The organism is Flavobacterium sp. KACC 22758 (assembly GCF_028736135.1).
GTDB lineage: Bacteria > Bacteroidota > Bacteroidia > Flavobacteriales > Flavobacteriaceae > Flavobacterium > Flavobacterium johnsoniae.
The window spans coordinates 1707716-1729772 of record NZ_CP117878.1; the positions used below are offsets into that span (position 1 = coordinate 1707716).

Consider the following 22057-nt stretch of genomic DNA (forward strand, 5'->3'; position numbering starts at 1 on the left):
AGTTCAATTGAAGGTCTATTTTTTAGGTACTGGTACTTCTCAAGGCATTCCTATCATCGGAATCGATCATCCCGTTTGTAAAAGCACTGATGCTAAGGACAAAAGACTCCGTGTATCCATCTGGATTACATGGGAGGAGCATTCGTATGTAATCGATTGCGGTCCCGATTTCAGGCAGCAAATGCTTTCCTGCGGATGCCGTAAACTCGATGCTATTTTATTTACTCACGAACATTCAGATCACACAGCTGGTTTAGATGATATACGTCCGTTTAATTTCCGTCAGGGAGAAATTCCAATCTATGGGCATAAACGCGTTCTCGATAATTTAAGACGTCGTTTTGATTATGTTTTTGAAACCGTAAATAAATATCCCGGAGCGCCAAGCGTAAAAACTATTGAAGTTAAAAACAACGAATCCTTTGCTGTTGGAGATAAAACAGCAATCCCAATAAACGCGATGCATGGTGATTTACAGGTTTTTGGATACCGCATTCAGGATTTTGCGTATTTAACCGATGTAAAAACGATTGAACAAGCTGAAATTGATAAACTAAAAGGTTTAAAAGTTTTAGTGGTAAATGCCTTACGTGTAGAACCTCACGACACTCACTTTAACCTTCAGGAAGCACTGGATTTTATTAATTTGGTAAAACCAGAAAAAGCGTATTTAACACATATCAGCCACGTATTAGGTTTTCATGAAGAAGTGCAGAAACAACTTCCGGAAAATGTTTTTCTGGCTTACGATAATTTAGAAATTACAATTTAATTATACCACAAAAATGAAAAAATCCTTAATGCTTTACCTTTTTATCCTTGCGATATTAATGAATGTTTTTACATACATGTTTTATAGCCGCGAAGTTAAATTTGGTGAAGAGAGATATGAGAAAACAACTAAAAAGCTAAGAGACAGCATAAATTTGGTTTCAGCTAAATTAGCCGAAGCACATTATTTTTCTTTGGAACACAACGAAAATGCACAAAACTATTTTGATAACAGCGCATCTGGTGGAAAAGTAATTTTATTTGAAAAGCTGATTCCGGTTGTAACAGAGAAATTATTAGATTTTAATGCAAATCCAAAAGGAAATCCGTATACAGGACAAGACCAAATAGGTCCAAATAAATTTATCATTAACAAAGTAAAACTTTTAAACCACCGTTGGATCATTGCAGATTACAGTAATGGTGAATTATGGGGAGAAGTCTTGTTAAAATACTTTGTTGATAATGATGATAACATTACCTTTGAAGTAAATCAAACTTGGTTATATCAAAAATAGGATTTTTTAATCCTATTTTTTTTGACCCAATAAAATAGATAGGATTATGAAAAAGATGTTTTTGTTAACGATTATTGCAATTGCGGGATTTTCTTGTGCTAAAAAAGTTTCCGCGGAAAATACTGTTGCAAAAGAACCGCAGGAAAAGAAATTAGTTGGAGGAGATTCTGATGAACACGGATGCAAGGGCTCTGCCGGCTATACCTGGTCAACACTTAAAAAAGAATGTATTAGAGTTTTTGAAGGAACAAAACTGTCGCATTATGATGATGGTAAAACCTATACTACAGTTTCTTACGTAATCTTCGAAGGAAATAAAGCAGAACTTTTCTTAGATACTCAAAAAGAATCAATCATTTTAGAAAGAAAATCAGAAGGAGATTCTTGGATTAATGGCGATTGGCAGTTAATTCCATGGAAAGGATATGTCTTGAAAAAATCAGGGAAGATTCTTTATACAGGGGAATAAAGTTTTTAGTCGCAGTCTCAGTTTTCAGTCTTGACTTAAAAAACTTTTATAAAGTTCTAAACTGAAACTGAGACTGAGACTGAATACTAAACAGAAAGCCAGTTCTTAAAATCAAAGAAATTCTGCGGTGCAACGCCGTGACCAACTGGATATTCTTTGTACGTAACCGGAATATTTAATTTTTCTAGAATTGCCGGGGTTTTTCTAGCCCATTCAATTGGAATAACCTGATCTACAGTTCCGTGTGAAGCAAAAAACTTTAGGTTTTTGAAATCATTATTTTCAAAACCTTCTTTTATAATTTCTTCATTAAAATAACCGCTCATTGCTACAACTCTCTGAATTTTTTCAGGATAAGAAAGAGCAGCTGCATAGCTTAAAATTGACCCCTGGCTGAAACCAATCAAAGTCACATTATTGGCATCAATAGGGTAATTTGCCACTAATTCATCAATAAAACCAGCAATTACATCTCTTGAAGTTCTGGCTTGCTCATTGTCTGAAAATTTATTCTGATCAGCATCAAAATTAATTGCGTACCAGGCATAAGCTCCATATTGTAAATCATAAGGCGCTCTTGCAGAAATTATATAGTAATTATCAGGAAGTTCAGATGCAAATGAGAATAAATCAGCCTCATTGCTTCCATATCCGTGCAATAAAAGCAATAACGGATTTTTATCTAAAATTACTTTTGGTTCTCTTATTTTGTATTCTAAAGATAGACTCATATTTTAATTGTGAATTGTAAATTGTGAATTTTAAATTTTACCCAATAGATTTAAACCATTTTTGAAATACATTTCCAACTAAAGGAATTGGTCTCATCTGGCCTTGAATTGCGCTGAAAATCCCATATGTCCATAGAATCGAAATACAGATCCACATTGGAAAAGTAATGTAAAAGCTGTCAAAGTTGCTGATGATCGCTCCAAAAGAAATAAAAGTCAGTGATAAACCCAAAGCCTGGCGTATATGAAAAGACGCAAAACTGTTTTTGTTTTCAGAATTCATAGACATTGCAATCAAAACACCAATAATTAAAATATAACTGGTAATAGCGATTGATTTTCCCTCTTCGATTGTATTGTTCATTGTATTATTTTGTAACAAGTTGATTTTGATTTAAAATTCCGTAAACAGAACCTTTAAGTTCAGTTCCTAAAAAAGCAGAATTTTTAGATTTTGAAAGAATATTTTCTTTCGTAAAAGTTGACTTACCTTCGGTTGTAAATAAAGTGATATTTGCTTTTGCTCCTTCTTGAATAGTATGATTTTCAAGACCAAAAACCGTTCTTGCTGCAGTTAGTTTTGCAACTATAGTTTCAACTGGTAAAACGGTTAATAATGCTCCAAAAGCACTTTCTAAACCAATTGTTCCGTTTTTGGCCGTATCAAATTCCATTTTTTTGAATTCAATATCAATTGGGTTGTGGTCAGAAGTAATCATATCGATAGTTCCATCGGCGATTCCGTTTAGTAATGCCTGTCTGTCAACCTCAGTTCTTAACGGCGGCGTAACTTTAAAACGAGTATCAAAACCGTCTAGTTTTTCATCGGTTAAAACTAAATGATGTACAGATGCACTTGCTGTTACATTTAAGCCTTTAGCTTTTGCTTCTCTAATTAATTCTAGCGATTTTGCTGTTGAAATAGTTGGAATATGAAGCTTTCCGCCTGTATATTCTAATAAAAATAAGTTTCTTGAAATTTGCAGTTCTTCGGCTAGATTTGGAATTCCTTTTAAACCTAATCTTGTCGAAACGATTCCTTCGTTTGCAACGCCGTTTCCTTTAATATTCGGATCTTGCGAATAAGCAATTACCAATCCGTCAAAATCTTGTACATACTGCAAAGCGATCTTTAAGATATTAGCGTTGTCGATACTTTTGTTATAATCTCCAAAAGCGATTGCGCCGGCGTTTTTCATATCAAAAAGTTCTGCCATATCTTTTCCTTCGCTTGCTTTAGTTAAAGCTCCAATTGGGAAAATTTCTGTCGCAAAACCATTTCCTTTGTTTTTTACAAAACTTACCTGCGACTGGTTGTCGATAACAGGTAAGGAGTTTGGCTGTAAACCAATTGCTGTAAAACCGCTTTTTGCGGCAACGGTTAGCCCGTTTGCAATGGTTTCTCTGTCTTCGTAACCAGGTTCTCCAAGAGAAACACTGCTGTCAAACCATCCCTGAGAAACATACAGATCATCAAATCGAACTATTTCGGCACCATCATCCGGAAGAGAAACTCCTATTTTTTCTATTAAACCATCTGCAATTAAAAGATCAACGGTCTGGTTGTGAAACGGACTTTTTGAGTCGATAATTTTGGCGCTTTTGATGATTATTTTCATATGTAGATATTTTTTTGTCGTAAAATGATTTCTGTAAAAAGTAAAATTATTTTTAAAATATTAGTGCTTAATTTTTTTGAACCATGAAGAAATTAAGTTAATAAAGGAAAAGCTTAATTTTTTTAATGTCTTAATGGTGAAAAAATTATTTTACAAATTTTATAATTGCCATTTCTAATGCTAAAAATAACAGTGCAAAGATAACAAACCATTTCCAAATTTGACTGTCGGTACGCTCAGTTTGTAAGGTGTTAAAAATGGTCGAAATCGTATCCGCAGTTTTAAAGTCAGAAACTACATTTGTGTTTACTTTACTCAAATCACTTTCGGTTCTTTTATAATTGAAACTCAAATTTTCAACCCATTCTTTTTTATCAAAAATGCTGTAATTTCCAGCTGTTTCAGGGAAATCATTAAACGTTAATTTGACTTTGTTATTCAAAATCTGCTGAATCGGAATAAACGAATCTTCAGTTCCTTTTACTTCCAAAATAGCATCTTTAGTCAATAAGACATCCACAAAATAAGGCTGGTTATTTCCAATTGTTAAGGCATTTACACCTGTTTTTTGATTGTGCTGTGCTATTTTATAAAACAACGGTACAATTAGAGGCGATTGCTGAAAATTTGAATTTGAGGCATTTATAGGAGCCGAAAAAACTGTAATTCCAGCCGTAGGATTTTGAACTGCCGTTACAAATGCACTTTGATCTTCATAAGATAAAACAGCCGGATATGGGCTTGAAATATCAAATGAACTGTTTGTTTTTGGATATTGAAAATTTGTGATTTTATTTTCGAAAACACCAGAAAATAACGGATGATCAAAATTAATTTTGGTAATGAGTTTACTTTCTGTTTTTAAGTTGTTAAACTGAACTTTTCCAAAATTCCCTAAAAACGAATTTAGATTTGAAACTGAAGTTTTTTCAGAAGGAATTACAACTAAATTACCGCCTTTTGATACAAATGCTTTTAAAGTGGTCTGCAAAGCCTGTGGAATTTCAGCTAATTCGTTTAAGATTATCGTATTTTGTTTCTCTAAACTGTTATAATCCAGAGAGCTGATAGAGTAATTATTGTAATTGAATTCGGCAGAAGTATAAATTCTTGATAAGAAATTACTTTTTTCGGGTTCGCCAATGCTGATTACATTTGTTTTTTTGTTTTTAGAAATGCTGAAAAACAATTTATTATCGTAAGTCAAACCATTGTCTTCTATTGAAACATAACCATGAAAAGCTTCTTTTGGAATCGTGAAGCTGATTTTCTTTTTCTTTGTATCAAAATTGATGATTGTTTTGGCAATCAGTTTGTTTTGATTGTATAATGCTGTAGAAATGGGTTTGAAATCTTCTCCGTAACCTGATAAATCAACGCCAATTTCGTAGAAATTTTCTAAAGTCTGATTAATGTAAACGCTGTCAATAGACACATTGTTTTTTTGCTCAGCTTCGGAAATTATGAAATAAGGTTTTTCTCCAGTATCAATGTTTTTAATATCATTTTCAGTTAAGCCAACAGCATCCGAAATAATTACAATATCTTTATTATATGCAGATTTGTGCGCTTTTACTTTTGCCATAATCGACGAAAGTTCAAATGGCGTGGCGCTGTACTTTAAATTCTGTAAGGAACTTTTTATTGATTTAATGTCTGTATTCCAGTAGTTTTCGGTATTTGTAAGTAATGAAAACTGAGCAGTTTCTGGTGTGTTTTCCAATAATTCCTGAACGGCGCGTTTTAATAATTCTCCTTTTTTGCCTTTTGCCTGCATGCTGAACGAATTGTCTAAAATAATGTACATTTCGTTTGAGGCATTTTTGCTGTCTTTCGCCTCAAAAAATGGCTGTGCAAAAGCGATTATAGCACAAGTAAGCAGTAAAATACGAGTGGCAAGCAATAAACGTTTTTTGATTTTAGAACTTTTACGGGTTTGTATTGCAAGTTCTTTTAAGAAACGAACATTTGTAAAATAAGAAGTTTTAAAACGTCGTAATTGAAATAAATGAACCAAAATTGGTACAATCAATAAAAACAGAAAGTATAGAATTTCGGGGTGTTTAAAGTGCATTCTGGCTTCGATTTACTTCGCTACGTTTTATTTTTCGCGAAGATGCAGGTCAAAAATACAAATTAAAAATTATTTAAACCATATAAGTTTATATAAGAGAGTAAGGAAAGTTTAGAATGAAATTAAAATAGGTTTATATAACTTGTACGTTGAAAAAAAGTGCAGAAATGTAACTTTTGTAATTTCTTTTGTAACAAAGAAACTATTTCTAAAAGATTTTAATGTGTATTTTAGCTATTCAAAAAAACAAACTATGAAAAAAATATATCTTGTATTATTTTCTGCTTTTGCTTTCACAACAGCAAAAGCGCAGAATAAATTTAACCTGTTGGTTGGAACCTACACCAATACATGCCAGAGCAACGGAATTTACGTTTACGAATTTGATGCTTCATCTGGTGATTTTAAATTGAAGAAATCTTCAGAGAATGTGGTAAGCCCAAGTTATTTATCAGTATCAGCAGATAATAAATTTATTTATGCTGTAAACGAAAACGGAAGCCATAGTACTGTAAGTGCATTTAGTTATGATTCTGCTTCGGGAAAAATTAGTTTATTAAATAAAAATGATGCTTTAGGAGCAGATCCGTGTCATTTAATTAATGACGATAAAAATGTAATTGCAGCCAATTATTCCGGCGGAAGTATTGTTGTTTATAAAAAGAATGCAGACGGAAGTATTTCAGAGGTACAGCAGCTGATTCAGCATGAAGGAAAAGGTCCAAATGCTGCACGTCAGGAAAAAGCACACGTACACATGGTTACTTTTTCTCCAGATAAAAAGTTTGTTTTGGTAAATGATTTAGGATTGGATAAAATTTTTATTTATAAATATAATCCAGCTTCTAAAAATGAAATTCTGACTTTAAAAAGCAGTGTTGATGTAAAACCTGGAAGCGGTCCAAGACATTTGACTTTTAGTAAGGACGGGAAATTTGTTTATCTGGTTCAGGAACTAGATGGAACGCTTACTTCTTTTAGCTACGATAAAACCGGAAGTTTAAAGCAAATTGCAGAAACAAGTATTCTTCCAAAAGATTTTAAAGGAGGAACGGGAGCGGCAGCGATAAAAATTTCTCCTGACGGAAACTTTTTATATGTTTCTGATCGTGTAGATGCAAATTCGATTACAGTTTATAAAATTCTTAAAAACGGAAGTATTGAAAAGGTAGAGCAGCAAAGTAGTCTAGGAAAAGGCCCAAGAGATTTTGCTATTGATCCAACTGGAAATTATCTTTTAGTGGGACATCAATACACAAACGATATTGTAATTTTTAAAAGAGATATCGCAACAGGAAAACTTACTGATACAGGAAAAAGAATTCAATTGTGTTCGCCGGTTGGATTGGTTTTTACGAAAATATAGTTTTGAAGGTGCTGAGATGCTAAGTTACTAAGTATCTAAGCTAAAAAAGGGTAAAGATTTTTTTTAAATCTTTACCCTTTTTTAGTGTTATGAAAAAACTTAGAACCTTAGTAATTTAGCAGCTCAGCACCTTAAAAAGATTACTTGTTATTTTTTTTCTTCTTCTCATTTCTCGTTTTCAGCATATTTCTATTAACTGATCCGTGTGTTTTCTTTTTGGTTTTTGAAGGACCGCCCAGATTAATTTTTTGATTCTTTTTAGATTTTTCGTGAAAAGCACCGTCACCTTCAAGTTTAGGTTTTTTCAATAAAAACTTTCTTGGCAGTTTATCTTTTTCAGCTTCAATCAATTTTTCAGAAATTTCTACTTCTTCAGGAAAATCAGAAATTTTAAGTTCCTGATCCATTAAAAGTTCAGTTTCAATTTTGAATTCTTCTTCTCTTGGAGTAACAAAACTAATAGCTGTTCCAGTTGCATCTGCACGACCTGTACGACCAATTCTGTGCATATACAATTCAGGTTCTTCCGGAAGTTCGAAGTTAATTACGTGAGTGATATTCGAAATATCCAAACCTCTTGCCATAACGTCGGTTGTGATTAAACCGCGAAGATTTCCTTCCTGAAATTCAGCCATGGTGCTCAAACGGTAATTTTGAGATTTATTAGAGTGAATAACACCAAACTGACCTTCAAAAAGCTCATCAATACGATTGAAAAGCATATCCGAAATCTTTTTGTTGTTTACGAAAACCAAAATACGATTCATGCTTTCGTCGGTTTCTAATAAATGTTTCAGCAGATTTACTTTTGTATTGAAGTTTGGTACATTATAAGTAAACTGTGTAATTTTTTCAAGCGGTGTACCAGATGGTGCTAATGTTACTTCTTCCGGGAAATCAAAATAATCATTTAAGATATCATCAACTTCATCTGTCATCGTTGCCGAGAACAGAATGTTTTGACGTTTGGTTTTCATCATTGCAAAAAGTGCAGTCAGCTGTGGTCTGAAACCTAAATTCAACATTTCGTCAAACTCGTCGATTACTAATTTTTGAGTTTCATCAAAACGTACGACAGCATCAAGTGCTAAATCCATTGTACGTCCTGGTGTTCCAACCAAAATGTCGACACCTTCGTAAACGGCTTTTTTTTGTGTATTGATATTTACGCCTCCATAGATACCTAAAGTTTTAACCGACATATATTTAGTCAGCTTTTCTACTTCTTCAACCACCTGAACTACTAATTCGCGGGTTGGCACAAGCACTACGATTTTTGGCGTATTGGTATGGGTAAACTTATATAGTTTTAAAAGAGGCAGTAAATAAGCAAAAGTTTTACCGGTTCCGGTTTGTGCAATTCCCATCATATCGCGTCCAGACATGATTACAGAAAAAGATTTTTCCTGAATAGGAGTAGGCGTAACAAACCCTAATTCGTCAACTGCTTTTTGTAATGATTTTGGAAGATTGAATTTTTCGAAAGTGCTCATTTGCATTAAATTTTGTGCAAATGTACATTAAAATGGCGGTTAGATCACTAAAATTTTCGAATCATCTAATAATTTGTAATGATAATTATTTGATTTTCAATTTTAAAACCCTTCAAAAACACCTAAACCAAACAAAGCAAAATCATACTTTACAGGATCTGCAGCGTCCATTTTACGTAGTTTTTTGTCTAATTCTGCCAAAGCTTTTGCGTCGTTTTGTTTTCGTTCTAAAATGCCCAGTTTTCTTGCTACATTTCCGGAATGTACATCAAGCGGACATGATAAAACTGCTGGTGAAATGCTTTTCCAGATTCCCAAATCGACTCCTTTTGTGTCCTGTCGAACCATCCAGCGCAGGTACATGTTAATGCGTTTTGCTGCCGAATTATTCAGGGGATCTGAAATGTGTTTTTGAGTTCGGGCTAAATGATCTGTTTCAAAAAATATTTTTTTGAATTCGCTGATGCTTTTCTGCAGACTGTCTTTTTCCTGATTTTTAGCAAAAACAGCTTCAAGTCCGTTGTGGTTTTGGTAAATATGCTTTAAGCCTTTTATAAATCCGCCGAAATCTTTTCCGTTGAAAGTACGGTGAACAAACGTTTCTAAATCGGCTAAATTATCTTCAGAATGTGACATAACGAAATCGTAAGGCGTATTGCCCATTAATTCCATCATTTTATGCGAATTCTTGATGATCATTTTGCGGTTTCCCCAAGCGATTGAAGCACTTAGAAAACCTGCAATTTCAATGTCTTCTTTTTGAGAAAATAAATGCGGAATCTGGACAGGATCACTTTCTATAAAATCCTGATTGTTATATTGTATGACTTTCTCGTCGAGAAATTCTTTGAGTTCTTTTTGATTCATTTTGAAGGGAATGCTTAATTGCTAATCTGGCCGTCGACCATGATTAATTTTCTATCAGCCATATTGGCTAATTCCTCATTGTGGGTTACGATTACAAACGTTTGTCCGAATTCGTCACGAAGCTGAAAAAACAACTGATGTAAATTTTCTGCAGAATGGGTATCCAGATTTCCAGACGGCTCATCGGCAAAAATAACATCGGGTTTGTTAATTAAGGCTCTTGCAACAGCTACACGCTGCTGTTCTCCGCCCGAAAGTTCGTTTGGTTTATGGTTTATTCGGTGTGACAAGCCTAAATATTCTAAGATTTTTTTCGCTTCTTTTTCGGTTTCTGCTTTTGGTTTATTGGCCATAAAAGCAGGAATACAAACGTTTTCTAAGGCAGTAAATTCAGGCAGTAACTGGTGAAACTGGAAAATGAATCCGAGGTTTAAATTTCTAAAATCAGATAGTATTTTGTCTTGCTTGCTTTTCTTTTTAAAATATCTGTTATAGTAAACAAGCATTGAAATTATAGGTAAAAATAAAGCAGTAACTACTACTATGCGTAAGGTATCGTCGAAAATTTTAGTTTTAAAAAACAATAAATAAACAGCCAGAATAACGATATAAAGAGAACCTGCCCAGGTTATGATTTTAAAAGTTTTTTCTTGTTTTGAATTATCGTTTTCAATATCCTGCAGTTTTAAAATGTTTTCTCCATTTATGGTTAACGATGAACCTGGATTTCTTTCAGGTTTATCAAGTGTTCCTAAAATTTGCAGTAAAGTTGTTTTTCCGGCTCCGGAAGCGCCGACAATCGAAACAATTTCGCCTTTTTTTATATGTAAATCAACTCCTTTTAAAACCTCAAGTTTGTCGTAGAATTTATGTATGTTTTTTGCGTGTATCATTTAGTGAAACTGTTTTTACAAAGAAACGAAGATTATAATTATAATCAAATTGCAATATTTTAAATTCCAAAACTTTGGCTTTGTTTGAATTTAAATTTAAAATCAGAAATCTGTATTCAAAAAAAAGGTACGTTTATTGTATGGGAATTTAGAAATTAAATTTAATAATGAAATAAAACACTTTTCGTGAATTATTTTTAATTTCGAATAAACTCAAATAAGACTTAAAATGCAGGACTTAAAGGTTGTAGAAGATAACAGAATGTCAAAATTAATTATTGGTTTAATTTTGGACGGAATTGGTATGATTTCTTTTTCGATTCCGCTTCTTGGTGAATTTTCAGATGTAATCTGGGCACCTATTGCAGGTATTATTATGGCCAAAATGTATAGAGGCAGAGTAGGGAAAGTAGCCGGAGTTTTAACTTTTCTTGAAGAGATACTTCCGTTTACGGATATAATTCCTTCTTTTACCCTGACATGGATTTATACTTATTTTTTTCAAAGAGAAAACAATGACTCATTTTAGAGTTTGAATATAAAAAAGGCCTTTTCAATTGAAAAGGCCTTTTTGTTTTTACTGTACTATAATTTTTTTAACGTGTAGTACTTTTTTATTATTTGGATTGGAAACTTTTAAGATATAAACACCTTTTTCCCGAAGATGAATATTTTCTGTTGTTTTTCCATTTATGTTGCGTTTTTGAACTTCTTTTCCTAAAACATCATAAATTTTAAGATCTGCTTTTTCAATTTCATTATCTAGTAAAACAGAAAAATTCCCGTTAGTTGGCACCGGCCAGACTTTAAAACTGTCGGCAGTTTCTTTATTATTTTCTTTTACAGATAAAGTAGAATACCCGCTTAGGATATTTACTTTTCTGGTCATTGTACCGCCTTCAGAATCGATTACTGTAAAGTTAAAAGAAGCTAATCCTTTGGCAGATGGGGTAAATGCAACACTATCTATATTTAATACGGCATTTCCGTTTACTATATCTGAAATGCTGTATGAAACACCGCTGGTAAATCCTCTTGATAGTTTTTGTATGTTAATATCAATTTTATTTCCGTCTGGCGATTCGTAATGAGGCAGCGACATCCATTGTAAATAATTGTCAAGGTTGGTATAACCGTCCTGATCAGCATCGGCATTTGAATCTGAGAAATCACCTGCGGCAGAGTTTACATTGGTGCCAATGATGTTTTCCCACCAGTTTGGCAGTCCGTCCTGATCAGTGTCCCAATCTTCATTTCTATTTACTACAGGGTAATCTTCATAACCGCCAACATCTGCTTCATTATCCGGAAATCCGGGTTTATTAGTTACGCTTCCTTTTATTGAATATGTTCCGTTTAAGGTTTCAGAGATTATTCTTTGATCGTGTTCGTCAAATTCAGGCTGAACACATCCTACATCTGAAAGAACAATTTTATAGGCATTTTTAGCTGATTGGGTAGTTACATAAGAAGGAAAAAACGGTGTGTTTACAAAATTTTCGTAAGAAACCGTTATTCCGGAAGCTTTTCTTCCTGCAGTCTGACTGCTTTCATCAAAATAGCCTGGCATTACATTACCGTTAAAATAACATTGCTGCATTCCGGTTCCTACACCTTCATTTTGCTGATTAAATGCTACAAATATTTTTGATCCTGCACCAGGTTTATAATAGTTGTTTACAAAATTTACTTCTTTAGTACCGCCGTCAGTTGTTCTGCTTCCCCAATTATAGACAACATTGTTTGTAATGTCCATTTTTCCAGTATAAGCACCGCTTCCGTCAAGTCCGCCTCCTAAACTCCAATTACGGCCGTAGCAGTGTGCTAAAAGATTATGATGAAAACTTCCAATGTCACCTCCTATGGTAGCGGCATAACCATGTTCTGTTCCGGCAGGATAATTTTGATGACCAGCGGCATTTAATGCTTCAGATATTAAAGTTCTTTGCAAAGTAATGTTTTTGCCAGAGCGGGAACTGAAAGCTTCGTCGATTGTCCAGCTTATTGAGCAGTGATCTATTATACTGTGATCTGCTCCGGTTAAACCCATTCCGTCAAAAGTAGGGCCGCCCCCAACACGAACACGAATATTTTGAACTACTGCATCATTTCCGGTCACGCCAAAAGGAGCTGATTTTATACAAATACCTTTACCCGGAGCAGTCTGACCGGCAACCGTAACATAAGGCTGGCTTAAAATCAAACGTGAAGTAAGCTGAATAATTCCCGAAGTACTAAATACAATTGTTCTTGGACCAATGTCATTGGTTACGGCTTCACGTAAACTTCCCGGACCGCTGTCGTTTAAATTGGTTACGACAACAACCTTTCCGCCTCTTCCGCCTCGTGCAAAACGACCGTAACCTTCTGCATCAGGAAAAGCAAGCTGTGCAGGACGAAAACGCCATAAATTGCCTTTTTCTACTGCATTGTTTGCTAAAACTTCGTCAATTCTCCAATAATAGGTTGTTCCGGTATAAAGTCCGTTAACCTGAAAAGTGGTATTGGCTAAACTTTGATTTCCTTTATATTCTGGTGATGATGTTGTGGCGGCCTCAACAGCTGCAGGATCTGTTCCGAAATAAACATTGTGCGATAAAGCATTTGCAGCAGCTGTCCATCCTAAAACCCGATTTTTTGAAGTTAATTCAACATGCTCATCGTTATGTTTTGGCGAAGGATTTGTTGCCTGATAAAAAATGTTTGGAGTATTTAATTCGAAACCATTTAAAATAAAGTTTTTTACATTTTCAGTTCCTGAAGTTTCAGCAGCAAATAAGAAAACTACATCGGTATCCTGATTAGCCTGAAATTTCAAATAGGTAGATTTAGCATCGGCTGTTTTTGTGGCTCTTACGCTAGGAATTAAATTATTGACTACTAAGCTGCCATCTATAGAAATGTCAATTGGGCTAAAGGTGTTGGTCGTTGGACTGTCTACAGCATTAAAAAAAGTTAATAAAGTGTGTTGTCCTGGAGCTAGTCCTGATATTCTAAGTTCAATCTGAGCACCAAGATTTGCGGTGTTTCCTTTTACAGTAAGTCCGTCGCAGACTAATCTGGCATAATAAGGTGCCTGTATCCCGGCTTTATACCAGTTGGTTCCCAGAGCATCTCCGTTATTTCCGACTCTCGTAACGGTAAAGGTTACTCCATTTTCAGTATAAGTGCTGGTGTTTCCTGATCCTATTACCCAAGCGGTGTAATCAGGTTCGTTGACTTCGGCTTTTGGTCGGCCGGATTGGTCAAAATCAATTTTTACTACAGGATTTTGTGCAAAAAGTGCAGTAAATGTCATTGTAATGCAGGCTAATGCCATTACATAACGTAATTTCATAGAGCTTTTAGACATAATGTTTTAGGTTAGTTAAGTAAAATCTAGGTTACTCTTTGTCATAAAATTATTTGTTTTCTAAATGCTGAAAATGGTAATATTGGTCAGATATTACGTGTTGATTTAGAAATAACTCTATGATTATGAGTAATGTAAATATTAGAAATACTTAAAATAAAACTATCCTGCACTATCCTGTAAAAATGTGTTTTTTACACTTAATTACATTTGTTTTTTAGTAAAGTGTAATTTTTATCTTAATTTTTTGCTTATTTATTTTTAGAAATCAAATTGAGAGAAAAGCAGAAAAGGGTAGGAGTGAAAAGGTATTCTGTATACAATTGGGGACGAAAAAAGAAATAGGAAATGAAAAAACAGGAAATTAGAAATGAAAAATGATTTTAATTTTTAGGGATATCATTTTTAAATAAAAATCCTAATCCCATATTTTTGAGCATTTTCTTTTCAAAGTTCCAAAAGAATTTAAACTGCCCAAAAACGGTTCCAATTGCAACCAGTAAAACCTGATAAATAGGGAAAATAATTATTAAACGAATTAAGGTAAACCAGCCTCCAAAATCTTCTTTAGTAATACCCAGCCAAACGCAGAATGGTTTAGACAGCCAGGCAGAAGCTGATCCAGTGATAGCAAAAACGGTAAGTATAATAATGGCTTGTAAATTTGAGGTAATTCCCCAGCGTTCTTTTAATCTATTCATCGTTATTTGTAATGATTACAAATATAGTATATTATCTTGAAGGAACGTTACCCCAAAGCTTTTGTTTGTAAGTATTTTGAAAATAAATCATGTAATTATAAATTAGATAATTTACTTCATATCCGTAATGAATGTCTGGTCTGTAGTTTATTGACATTTCGTATAAATTTGGATTGTAACGCTGCGGCTGTAAGACACGATTATTCCATTCTGTTATGTACAAATAGTTTTTATTTTCAAGGTATTGCAAAGAATAATAATTTCTAGGGTATGCTCTTGATGCAAGCCAGGTGCTAAAGCCATTATCGATAATTATTACTTCATATTCAAGAGAATCATTTGCAATTCTAACCGTATCGTTTATTTTTTTTGCCGAAGCAGCATCACTACTGGCAATAGTCTGCGAGGTTGTCGAACACGCAATTATAATAAGCAGAAGGATTAATATGGAAATATATTTTTTCATAACTTTTCTTGAAGATTTAAAGTTACGATTTATTGAGGAAAGAGAAATGTTATTTAACAGTTTGTAAAGAGGTTAGCTTATATAATCAAAAAAGCTGTTTGGTTTACAAACAGCTTTTTTAATTATTTATAAATGAGGCTGAACACTCAGTATTTTAGAATCTCAGCACCTTAGCTGCTTTATTTACTTCCAAACAATTTACCAATAAATCCTGCAATACCGCCTTTGCTTTTGGTAACTACAAGAACATCGGCAACGTCTAGTTTTCCGTCGTTGTTTTGGTCAAGTCCAAATTGAACTCCATATTTTGAAATTGTATCCATAATTCCAGATGCTTGCGTACTGTTTCCTGAAATAGAATTGATTATATCTGAAATTTGAAAACTGCTGTCGTTTGGATCTTTTGCTTTATTAACCAGCGAGCCTAAAATCTGCGGAATTAAACTTGAAGCTACACCTGATGAAGCAGTACTGCTTAAACCAAATTTTTCTCCTAAATTTCCGGATAATTGTTGTGTGATCTGCTGTACAACCGGATTTGAACTGTCAATAGGTGAATTTCCATGAAATAATCCGGCAAGCTGTTCGCCCCCGCCTTCAGAAGCAATTTTTTTTAAGCTTTCAAAAATAGAACTGCTGGTTTCGTTTATAACGGCTTCATTATGTTCATTTGGGACAGCGGTATTGTTTACAACAGAATCGCCTCCATATTGTTGTACTAATTGGGTTAATTGTTCAAACATGATATATATGAGTTTAAAATTACACGCCAAAAATAATAAAAAAAGAAAGGTATTTACTACAAATTTCTAATAAATGCATTTAAAGGTAATCTATTTTTTGCTTACTCGGTTCGATAAATTCAAGAAATTCTGCAAAAACAAATTTATATTGTCTTAAATTAAAATCAGTGTTAAGATTCAGTACTTTAGAACCTTTACTTTGCACCAGGTTGTAACATCTTCAGGATTAATCCAGGACAATTGTTAATGTTTTTTTTAGGAAAAAAAAGGACATCGTTATCAAATGTGCTTAGATTATAATAATAGTTGCTGTAATCTTCTCCATACCTCCAGACATCGCTTGAGCCTTCATTACCAATTGTTTCATTAAAAGTGAAAATAGAAGATTGCTTAGGAATAAAATATTCTTTTTCGATAATAAGCGAAAATACATTGCCAAAGATAGAGGTGCAGAACAAAGTAATTGCAGTTATAAATAGAATCACGCCCACAATCCACTTGCGTTTAGAGTTTTTTTTTGTATTCATTGTATACTTTTAAGTATTCGCGAAAGTATAAAAAAAGAAAAGGGATTTACTACTTATTTGCAGTAAATCCCCTTAGTAAATCTATTTGATTTTTGATATTTAACTCAACAAAGTAATAATTTGTGAAGCTAATTCAGTACCAATTCTGTCTTGTGCTTCTCCTGTTGCAGCTCCAATGTGAGGAGTTAAAGAGATTTTAGAATGCATTAAGATTGCCATTTCTGGTTTTGGCTCGCTTTCAAAAACGTCTAAACCAGCGAAAGCTACTTTTCCTGAATCTAAAGCTTTTACTAAAGCTACTTCATCAATAACACCGCCGCGAGCACAGTTTACAATTCCAACACCATCTTTCATGATTGCAAGTTCTTTTTCTCCAATGATGTAACCATCTTGTGCAGGAACGTGTAATGTAATGAAATCAGCTTCTTTAAATAAAGATTCTAAAGATTGAGAAACGATTGTAGTGGTGATAGACTGTCCGTCGAAAAATTCAACTTTTATGTCTACTTGAGGAATAAAGCTGTCAGCAGCGATAACTTTCATACCAAGACCAAGCGCCATTTTTGCAGTAGCTTGTCCGATACGTCCAATACCAACAATTCCAAGAGTTTTTCCTCTTAATTCAACTCCGTTTGCATACGCTTTTTTCAAACCGTCAAAGTTAGAATCTCCTTCAAGAGGCATGTTTCTGTTTGAATCATGCAAGAAACGAACACCAGAAAATAAGTGTCCAAATACCAATTCAGCAACAGATTCTGAAGATGAAGCCGGAGTGTTAATTACATGAATTCCTTTGCTTTTAGCATAATCAACATCGATGTTATCCATACCAACACCACCACGTCCGATGATTTTGATACCAGGACAAGAGTCGATAATATCTTTACGAACTTTAGTTGCACTGCGCACTAAAATTACGTCTACATTATTTTCATTAATAAAGTTAGCTACTTGTTCCTGAGCTACTTTTGTAGTTATAACTTCAAATCCGCCTTTTTCTAAGGCTAGAATTCCACTTTTAGAAATTCCGTCATTTGCTAATACTTTCATTGTGTGTTTATTGTTTATTTGGTTAATCGTATAAACGTTTAACTGTTTATTCGTTTAATTGTTTAATCGATGAACCAAGTATTATATTTTTTTGATTTAGGAGCTAATCCCGCTATTCGTTACAATCTTTTTTGTTTTTAAAGAAAAAACAAAAAAGGATTTCCACTTCTATCGGGGCTGAAATTTAAAGTTTCAATAAGTATTTTCGATTAAACAATTAACCGAATAACCGATTAAACCTTTTTAAACTTTAGTTTCAAGTGCTTTCATTACATCAACTAAAACCTGAACACTTTCGATAGGCATAGCGTTGTAAATAGAAGCTCTGTAACCGCCAACAGAACGGTGTCCCGGCAATCCAGAAATTCCTGCAGCTTTCCATAAAGCATCAAAAGTTTCAGTATGCTCAGGGTTGTTTAATAAGAAAGTAACGTTCATTTTAGAACGATCTTCTACATTAGCAGCACCTTTAAATAATGGGTTTCTGTCGATTTCAGCGTAAAGTAAATCTGCTTTTGCATTGTTTAATTTTTCAACAGCAGCAATTCCGCCTTTAGCTTTAATCCATTGTAATGTCAGTAATGAAACGTATACAGCAAATACAGAAGGAGTATTGTACATACTTTCTGCTTTGATATGCTTAACATAATCTAACATACTAGGAATTGTTCTTCCGTTTTTGCCTAAAATTTCTTCTTTAACCACAACAAGAGTTGTTCCTGCAGGTCCCATGTTTTTTTGAGCTCCGGCATAGATTAAATCGAATTTAGAAAAATCCAATTCACGAGAAAAAATATCAGAACTCATATCGCACACTACTGGAATGTTAGTCGATGGGAATTCGTGCATTTGAGTTCCAAAAATTGTATTGTTGCTTGTACAGTGAAAATAATCAGCATCGGCTGGTATTTCGTATCCTTTTGGAATATAAGTATAATTGTCATCTTTTGAAGAGCCTACGATAACAGTTTCTCCAAAAAGTTTAGCTTCTTTAATAGCCGCAGTTGCCCACGTTCCTGAATCTAAATAAGCTGCTTTTCCGTTTTCTTTCATTAAGTTATAAGGAGCCATCAAGAATGCAGTACTTGCACCACCTTGTAAAAACAAAGCCTGATATCCTTTTCCCTGAAGTCCTAATAATTCTAAAGCCAGCGAACGAGCTTCATCCATAACAGCCACAAAATCTTTGCTTCGGTGCGAAATTTCAAGAATAGATAATCCTGAATCATTAAAATTTAAAACTGCTTTTGATGCTTTTTCAAAAACTTCCTGAGGTAAAATACTAGGTCCTGCGCTGTAGTTGTGTTTTTTCATGGTTGTTGTTAATAGTCGAAAAATTTGTCGAAAAATTTAAAGATGCAAATTTCGGTAATAGGAGCTGAAAAAGCGATAAATAATTCGAAATAATTAAACATTTTTTTACTTTGTTGTTAACAAAAACGTTATAGTATCAACGTTATCTGCATAATCCCACAATTGAGGATTTTGGGTCTGCCCAAACGAAACACTATTTTCGATTAAATTATTGCTTACGATGCATTGAATTTGTTCTTCCTCTGCTTTAAGGCGGGATTTTAAATCTTCAAGATTTTCGTAGTATTCAAAGAAAACGCTCGAAATAGGCGAGGCGTAACTTGAATCTTCTTTTAAGGTAAGGAAACCGTTATCTGTCAGTTTAAAATTACTCATTAAGAAAACCGCTTTGTTATAATCGTAATTATTAGCGTATTTTTCATAATGTATAACGTCCTGATATTTAAAAACAGCCTGAAAGAAATTTTCAAAAGAATAGTCTTTAGGAACAAAAAGTTTAGAAACATTTCGGCATCCTAAACCAAAATATCTAAAAATATCTTCACCCAAAGCTTCTAAATCTTCTTTGGTTTCTTTTCCGTTTAAAACAGCTGCCGAATTTCTGTTTTTTCGAATAATCGAAGGTTTATCTTTAAAATAATATTCAAAATAACGAGCGGTATTGTTGCTTCCGGTAGCGATTACAGTATCAAAATTTTCAAGTTTACCTTCTGCGAAAGTGATTTTATCTTTTAAATTTTCATCAACAGCGATTAAATACTTAGCTAAAAACGGCAGTAAATGCTGATCATTTGAAGAAGTTTTTACTAATGCTTTGTTTCCGGTAATTAAAACAGATAAAAAATCATGAAAACCAACTAACGGAATATTTCCGGCCAAAATCAAAGCAACAGTCTTTTCTTTTTGATTGGCGCTAAAATCATATTTAGAAATCCATTTGGTAATGTTTTCGTCTGTTAGAGCATCTGCCCATGATTTTACGGCAAAATAAACCTGCTCCGGTGTGTACCAGCCGTTATGGGACTGTGATAAATGTATAAGTTTTTCAAAATCATCAAAAAAGATATCATTGTATAAAACGTCAGACTTTCTTGCAGAAGCACCTTCAGAAAACTGACTTAAAAATTTTCCTAATTCAACAAAAACACTTTTTTTTGTTTCTAATGTCATAATGTTTGTTTATGAATTGTTTTGATTGTAATTTTGCACAAAAATAAGCATAATTAAGTCGAAAGTCAAAAGTCATAAAGTCAAAAGCTATGCTTGTCTTTATTTTGACTTTAGAACTTTAAGACTTTTAACCTTAAGATTAATAAACGATGGCAATTATTATAACTGACGAATGCATAAACTGCGGGGCCTGCGAACCAGAATGCCCAAATACTGCAATATATGAAGGAGCGGATGACTGGAGATATAAAGACGGAACAAGTCTTTCTGGAACTGTAATTTTACCTGACGGAACAGAGGTTGATGCAGATGATGCACAAACTCCAATTTCTGATGAAATTTATTATATCGTTCCGGGAAAATGTACAGAATGTAAAGGTTTTCATGATGAACCTCAATGTGCGGCTGTATGTCCTGTTGATTGTTGTGTGCCAGATGACAATCACGTAGAAGATGACGAAACTTTGTTAAACAGACAAGCGTTTCTACACGGTGAATAATAAATCTTTTTGATTTAATGATATAGAAATCCTGAGTTTTGCTCAGGATTTTTTTTACCCTGATATCAGGTATTTGTAAAAGTTAGTTTATTGATAACGAATGTTTTATTTTTCAGGGTGTTGCTTTAATGTTAAAAAAACAATACTTTAGTTGAAAATTTAACAAGCTTATGAGGAAAAGTATACTTTTATTTTTTGTTTTATTTAGTGTTGGTGTTTTCTCACAAAATGAAGAGTACTCTATTTTTGTGCGAGATATAGAAACGTTACTGCCTATCGAAAATGCTGCTGTTGTAATCATGAAAACCAAACAGATTTTATTAAGCAATGAAGAAGGTAAGGTAACTTTTATGCTTACGGGCGGTTCTAATGTTCAGGTTTCTCAAACTGATTATGAAGATGCGACTGTACGCTGGACATCATTAAATGGAGATCAAAAATTTGTTATTTATTTAAAGAGTAAAAACAATAAACTGGACGAAGTGGTTTTGTCTAGAGAAGATCCGGAAAAAATACTGCAGAAATTAGTTTCAAATTCTACCAAAAAAATCAGCATTTCGCATAGACAAAAAGTATATGTAAGAGAGTTTTTTATGCTCAATAATCAGTATTCTTATTATAATGACGGATTGGTTAATTTTCAATTCGATAAAAATAATAATGCAACCACTTTGCTTGTTGAACAAAACAGGTCATACGGATTGTTGGAAACTGATATAAGTGCTGACTTGAGAGGATATGATTTGAATAATATTATGAAAAATTATTCTGATTTTAAATATTTTGATCCGTTATTGGATTCAAAAACAAAAAAAGGATATGATTTTGTTATTAGAGGACACGCTAAAAATAAAGATTATTATGTAATGTATGTTACACCTCTTGATAAAGCTAAGGAAGCTGTAGATAATTTTGAGATTGTTTACGATCCTGTAAAAAAGCTTATTATGGGTTTTACAATAGATATTACGCCTCAAAATCTTGATAAAATTGAAGAGAAAACAACGGTAAATTCAAAAAATATTACAAAGTCTTCTGTAAAAGTCGATTATAGATTTGACGGACAAGATTATTATCTGCTGAATTCAAATGAAGAAATTGCCTATAATCTTATGTTAAAAGACGAGGTTAAGAAAATTCAGGTAAGAAATAGCTTTGTAACCACGAGCTTTAACAGACAGAATTTTACTTATAGTGAAAGCGATGTTTTTAAAGAGAAATCACTCTTTAATAAAAAGAATAAAATCTTGACAAATTATTGGGATATTTCAGGTTTTACGGCAACTGACGAAGAAAAAGCAATTATAAACTCGTTAGAATTTAAGTTGTAACTGCAAGTTGTTTTTTTTGTGAAATGTGAAATATGAAATGCCTTTTTGGATATAAAAAAATCCTGAACTATTGTTCAGGATTTTTTGTTTTCTAGTTTATGT

21 protein-coding genes and 2 pseudogenes are annotated in these 22057 nt (G+C 33.4%); 7 read left to right on the forward strand and 16 right to left on the reverse strand.

Annotated features, from left to right (window positions below; translation table 11 throughout):
• Positions 1–7 precede the first annotated feature (7 nt).
• From PQ462_RS07295 to PQ462_RS07305, 3 genes are read left to right on the forward strand one after another with little or no spacing between them, the layout of a single operon-like run.
• Entirely contained in the window at positions 8–772 is a 765-nt protein-coding gene (locus tag PQ462_RS07295; RefSeq protein WP_073409683.1) for an MBL fold metallo-hydrolase, read from the forward strand.
• Between the two features lie 13 nt (positions 773–785).
• The gene (locus PQ462_RS07300; protein ID WP_274252936.1) at positions 786–1289 is read left to right on the forward strand and encodes a hypothetical protein; all 504 of its coding nucleotides are present in this window, start codon (positions 786–788) and stop codon (positions 1287–1289) included.
• Positions 1290–1335: 46 nt separating this feature from the next.
• Positions 1336–1758: a hypothetical protein gene (locus PQ462_RS07305; RefSeq protein ID WP_274252937.1), complete on the forward strand. Its 423-nt coding sequence runs from the start codon at positions 1336–1338 to the stop codon at positions 1756–1758.
• Between the two features lie 86 nt (positions 1759–1844).
• On the opposite strand, the gene PQ462_RS07310 is transcribed toward PQ462_RS07305, so the two are convergent.
• The 4 genes from PQ462_RS07310 to PQ462_RS07325 form a co-directional block, all read right to left on the reverse strand.
• Positions 1845–2489: an alpha/beta hydrolase gene (locus PQ462_RS07310; RefSeq protein WP_274252938.1), complete on the reverse strand. Its 645-nt coding sequence runs from the start codon at positions 2487–2489 to the stop codon at positions 1845–1847.
• Positions 2490–2526: 37 nt separating this feature from the next.
• Positions 2527–2853 (reverse strand): membrane protein, encoded by a 327-nt coding sequence (locus tag PQ462_RS07315; RefSeq protein ID WP_012024514.1) that lies wholly within the window; start codon positions 2851–2853, stop codon positions 2527–2529.
• 4 nt (positions 2854–2857) lie between these two features.
• Entirely contained in the window at positions 2858–4108 is a 1251-nt protein-coding gene (locus PQ462_RS07320; RefSeq protein WP_274252939.1) for a dihydroorotase, read from the reverse strand.
• Between the two features lie 145 nt (positions 4109–4253).
• Positions 4254–6182: a vWA domain-containing protein gene (locus PQ462_RS07325; RefSeq protein ID WP_274252940.1), complete on the reverse strand. Its 1929-nt coding sequence runs from the start codon at positions 6180–6182 to the stop codon at positions 4254–4256.
• Positions 6183–6435: 253 nt separating this feature from the next.
• On the opposite strand from PQ462_RS07325, the gene PQ462_RS07330 reads away from it, so the two are divergent.
• Positions 6436–7548, forward strand: coding sequence for a lactonase family protein (locus PQ462_RS07330; protein ID WP_274252941.1), 1113 nt, complete (start codon positions 6436–6438; stop codon positions 7546–7548).
• Between the two features lie 140 nt (positions 7549–7688).
• Here the strand turns inward: PQ462_RS07330 and PQ462_RS07335 are convergent, their stop codons facing one another.
• The 4 genes and pseudogenes from PQ462_RS07335 to PQ462_RS07350 form a co-directional block, all read right to left on the reverse strand.
• Entirely contained in the window at positions 7689–9041 is a 1353-nt protein-coding gene (locus PQ462_RS07335) for a DEAD/DEAH box helicase (protein WP_274252942.1), read from the reverse strand.
• Positions 9042–9143: 102 nt separating this feature from the next.
• The gene (locus PQ462_RS07340; protein WP_012024519.1) at positions 9144–9908 is read right to left on the reverse strand and encodes a TIGR02757 family protein; all 765 of its coding nucleotides are present in this window, start codon (positions 9906–9908) and stop codon (positions 9144–9146) included.
• Positions 9909–9922: 14 nt separating this feature from the next.
• Positions 9923–10372 (reverse strand): annotated as a pseudogene (locus tag PQ462_RS07345) (ABC transporter ATP-binding protein); the annotation flags it as partial.
• Positions 10373–10588: 216 nt separating this feature from the next.
• Positions 10589–10801, reverse strand: a pseudogene (locus tag PQ462_RS07350) (ATP-binding cassette domain-containing protein); the annotation flags it as partial.
• Positions 10802–11030: 229 nt separating this feature from the next.
• On the opposite strand from PQ462_RS07350, the gene PQ462_RS07355 reads away from it, so the two are divergent.
• Positions 11031–11330 carry a hypothetical protein gene (locus PQ462_RS07355; RefSeq protein WP_012024521.1) on the forward strand — a complete coding sequence of 100 codons (300 nt, stop codon included), beginning with the start codon at positions 11031–11033 and terminating at the stop codon, positions 11328–11330.
• Between the two features lie 48 nt (positions 11331–11378).
• Here PQ462_RS07355 and PQ462_RS07360 read toward each other — a convergent pair whose 3' ends face one another.
• The 8 genes from PQ462_RS07360 to PQ462_RS07395 all read right to left on the reverse strand — a co-directional run bounded on the left by PQ462_RS07360 (position 11379) and on the right by PQ462_RS07395 (position 20124).
• Positions 11379–14138 carry a T9SS type A sorting domain-containing protein gene (locus tag PQ462_RS07360; protein WP_274252943.1) on the reverse strand — a complete coding sequence of 920 codons (2760 nt, stop codon included), beginning with the start codon at positions 14136–14138 and terminating at the stop codon, positions 11379–11381.
• A 398-nt stretch (positions 14139–14536) separates the two neighbouring features.
• On the reverse strand, positions 14537–14854 hold the full coding sequence (locus PQ462_RS07365) for a DUF6787 family protein (RefSeq protein WP_149207947.1): 318 nt from the start codon (positions 14852–14854) through the stop codon (positions 14537–14539).
• Positions 14855–14885: 31 nt separating this feature from the next.
• Entirely contained in the window at positions 14886–15320 is a 435-nt protein-coding gene (locus PQ462_RS07370) for a DUF6146 family protein (RefSeq protein ID WP_274252944.1), read from the reverse strand.
• 179 nt (positions 15321–15499) lie between these two features.
• Positions 15500–16063, reverse strand: coding sequence for a hypothetical protein (locus tag PQ462_RS07375; RefSeq protein WP_274252945.1), 564 nt, complete (start codon positions 16061–16063; stop codon positions 15500–15502).
• A 194-nt stretch (positions 16064–16257) separates the two neighbouring features.
• Positions 16258–16590 carry a hypothetical protein gene (locus PQ462_RS07380; RefSeq protein ID WP_274252946.1) on the reverse strand — a complete coding sequence of 111 codons (333 nt, stop codon included), beginning with the start codon at positions 16588–16590 and terminating at the stop codon, positions 16258–16260.
• 99 nt (positions 16591–16689) lie between these two features.
• Positions 16690–17640 (reverse strand): D-2-hydroxyacid dehydrogenase, encoded by a 951-nt coding sequence (locus PQ462_RS07385; protein WP_274252947.1) that lies wholly within the window; start codon positions 17638–17640, stop codon positions 16690–16692.
• 243 nt (positions 17641–17883) lie between these two features.
• Complete coding sequence (serC, locus tag PQ462_RS07390; RefSeq protein WP_274252948.1) at positions 17884–18954, reverse strand: 3-phosphoserine/phosphohydroxythreonine transaminase; 1071 nt, start codon at positions 18952–18954, stop codon at positions 17884–17886.
• A 105-nt stretch (positions 18955–19059) separates the two neighbouring features.
• Positions 19060–20124, reverse strand: coding sequence for an acyl-CoA reductase (locus PQ462_RS07395; protein ID WP_274252949.1), 1065 nt, complete (start codon positions 20122–20124; stop codon positions 19060–19062).
• A gap of 149 nt (positions 20125–20273) precedes the next feature.
• Between PQ462_RS07395 and PQ462_RS07400 the strand changes: the two genes are divergently transcribed.
• Positions 20274–20624 carry a 4Fe-4S dicluster domain-containing protein gene (locus PQ462_RS07400; protein ID WP_012024530.1) on the forward strand — a complete coding sequence of 117 codons (351 nt, stop codon included), beginning with the start codon at positions 20274–20276 and terminating at the stop codon, positions 20622–20624.
• A 170-nt stretch (positions 20625–20794) separates the two neighbouring features.
• Positions 20795–21955, forward strand: coding sequence for a hypothetical protein (locus PQ462_RS07405; RefSeq protein WP_274252950.1), 1161 nt, complete (start codon positions 20795–20797; stop codon positions 21953–21955).
• Positions 21956–22057: the final 102 nt, after the last annotated feature.

Bases quoted from the DNA above. Each gene is read 5' to 3' on its own strand.
- PQ462_RS07300 (WP_274252936.1), top strand. From the start codon at position 786: ATGAAAAAATCCTTAATGCTTTACCTTTTTATCCTTGCGATATTAATG.
- PQ462_RS07305 (WP_274252937.1), top strand. From the start codon at position 1,336: ATGAAAAAGATGTTTTTGTTAACGATTATTGCAATTGCGGGATTTTCT.
- PQ462_RS07310 (WP_274252938.1), bottom strand. From the start codon at position 2,489: ATGAGTCTATCTTTAGAATACAAAATAAGAGAACCAAAAGTAATTTTA.
- PQ462_RS07315 (WP_012024514.1), bottom strand. From the start codon at position 2,853: ATGAACAATACAATCGAAGAGGGAAAATCAATCGCTATTACCAGTTAT.
- PQ462_RS07320 (WP_274252939.1), bottom strand. From the start codon at position 4,108: ATGAAAATAATCATCAAAAGCGCCAAAATTATCGACTCAAAAAGTCCG.
- PQ462_RS07325 (WP_274252940.1), bottom strand. From the start codon at position 6,182: ATGCACTTTAAACACCCCGAAATTCTATACTTTCTGTTTTTATTGATT.
- PQ462_RS07330 (WP_274252941.1), top strand. From the start codon at position 6,436: ATGAAAAAAATATATCTTGTATTATTTTCTGCTTTTGCTTTCACAACA.
- PQ462_RS07335 (WP_274252942.1), bottom strand. From the start codon at position 9,041: ATGAGCACTTTCGAAAAATTCAATCTTCCAAAATCATTACAAAAAGCA.
- PQ462_RS07340 (WP_012024519.1), bottom strand. From the start codon at position 9,908: ATGAATCAAAAAGAACTCAAAGAATTTCTCGACGAGAAAGTCATACAA.
- PQ462_RS07355 (WP_012024521.1), top strand. From the start codon at position 11,031: ATGCAGGACTTAAAGGTTGTAGAAGATAACAGAATGTCAAAATTAATT.
- PQ462_RS07360 (WP_274252943.1), bottom strand. From the start codon at position 14,138: ATGAAATTACGTTATGTAATGGCATTAGCCTGCATTACAATGACATTT.
- PQ462_RS07365 (WP_149207947.1), bottom strand. From the start codon at position 14,854: ATGAATAGATTAAAAGAACGCTGGGGAATTACCTCAAATTTACAAGCC.
- PQ462_RS07370 (WP_274252944.1), bottom strand. From the start codon at position 15,320: ATGAAAAAATATATTTCCATATTAATCCTTCTGCTTATTATAATTGCG.
- PQ462_RS07375 (WP_274252945.1), bottom strand. From the start codon at position 16,063: ATGTTTGAACAATTAACCCAATTAGTACAACAATATGGAGGCGATTCT.
- PQ462_RS07380 (WP_274252946.1), bottom strand. From the start codon at position 16,590: ATGAATACAAAAAAAAACTCTAAACGCAAGTGGATTGTGGGCGTGATT.
- PQ462_RS07385 (WP_274252947.1), bottom strand. From the start codon at position 17,640: ATGAAAGTATTAGCAAATGACGGAATTTCTAAAAGTGGAATTCTAGCC.
- serC (WP_274252948.1), bottom strand. From the start codon at position 18,954: ATGAAAAAACACAACTACAGCGCAGGACCTAGTATTTTACCTCAGGAA.
- PQ462_RS07395 (WP_274252949.1), bottom strand. From the start codon at position 20,124: ATGACATTAGAAACAAAAAAAAGTGTTTTTGTTGAATTAGGAAAATTT.
- PQ462_RS07400 (WP_012024530.1), top strand. From the start codon at position 20,274: ATGGCAATTATTATAACTGACGAATGCATAAACTGCGGGGCCTGCGAA.
- PQ462_RS07405 (WP_274252950.1), top strand. From the start codon at position 20,795: ATGAGGAAAAGTATACTTTTATTTTTTGTTTTATTTAGTGTTGGTGTT.